Origin of the sequence: Megasphaera sp. NM10 (assembly GCF_000417505.1) — a bacterium.
In the GTDB taxonomy this organism is placed as follows: domain Bacteria; phylum Bacillota; class Negativicutes; order Veillonellales; family Megasphaeraceae; genus Megasphaera; species Megasphaera intestinihominis.
The window spans coordinates 1-724 of the sequence record NZ_APHY01000155.1; the positions used below are offsets into that span (position 1 = coordinate 1).

Genomic DNA, 724 nt, shown 5'->3' on the forward strand with positions numbered 1-724 from the left:
TCAGTAAAGTATACCAAAACTTACACTCCGAGGCAACTCGTTTTGTCCATTGGATTATGGCGATTTCACTTAGAACAAGATCGGTTGGTTTGTATCGTAGATGCATTATTGGAAAGGTTGGATTATTCAGCATTACAGCATCTCTACTCTGTGAAAGGCAGAAATCCTAAGGTACCTCCCAAAATCTTGTTCAAAGTGATGGTTTTCGCTGCAGCCCAGGGCGTGTATTCCCTGCGCAGCATCAGCGAACAATGCCGTGTCAATATAGAATATATGTGGCTGCTGGAAGGCTATCTAGCGCCCAGCCACATGACGTTTGGCCGTTTCTTCCATCGGATTCCCATAGCCGTACTCCGCCAGTTGTTTGTCCAGTTTGTGCATCAGTTGTCTTTGCTGGATTCCGTAGATTTTACCGAATGGTATATTGATGGGACTAAGATGGAAGCTAATGCGAACCGCTATACGTTTGTCTGGCGCAAGCGAGTAGAAAAAGGGATTGCTAAGCTAAAGGAAAAACGGCGGCAAATCCAGGAACAGATGCTGGCTTTCACGGGCATGGATATCTTTATTCTGGATGACGATGAATTACTCCGGTCTGTTGTAGACGTATGCCAGGGAAACGGCATCACGTTTGTGCAAGGGTCTGGCCATTGAAAAACAGCAGAACAAAAACTGTTTGAACAGGTAGCAGCCATCCGGGAGAAACAACAAGAATATGATGCCA

At 45.6% G+C, this 724-nt stretch carries 1 protein-coding gene; it reads left to right on the forward strand.

The window, feature by feature from the left end:
- Nucleotides 1-654 (forward strand): transposase (locus tag NM10_RS12825; RefSeq protein ID WP_020311956.1); only part of this gene is annotated, 654 nt, incomplete at its 5' end.
- Nucleotides 655-724 lie beyond the last annotated feature (70 nt).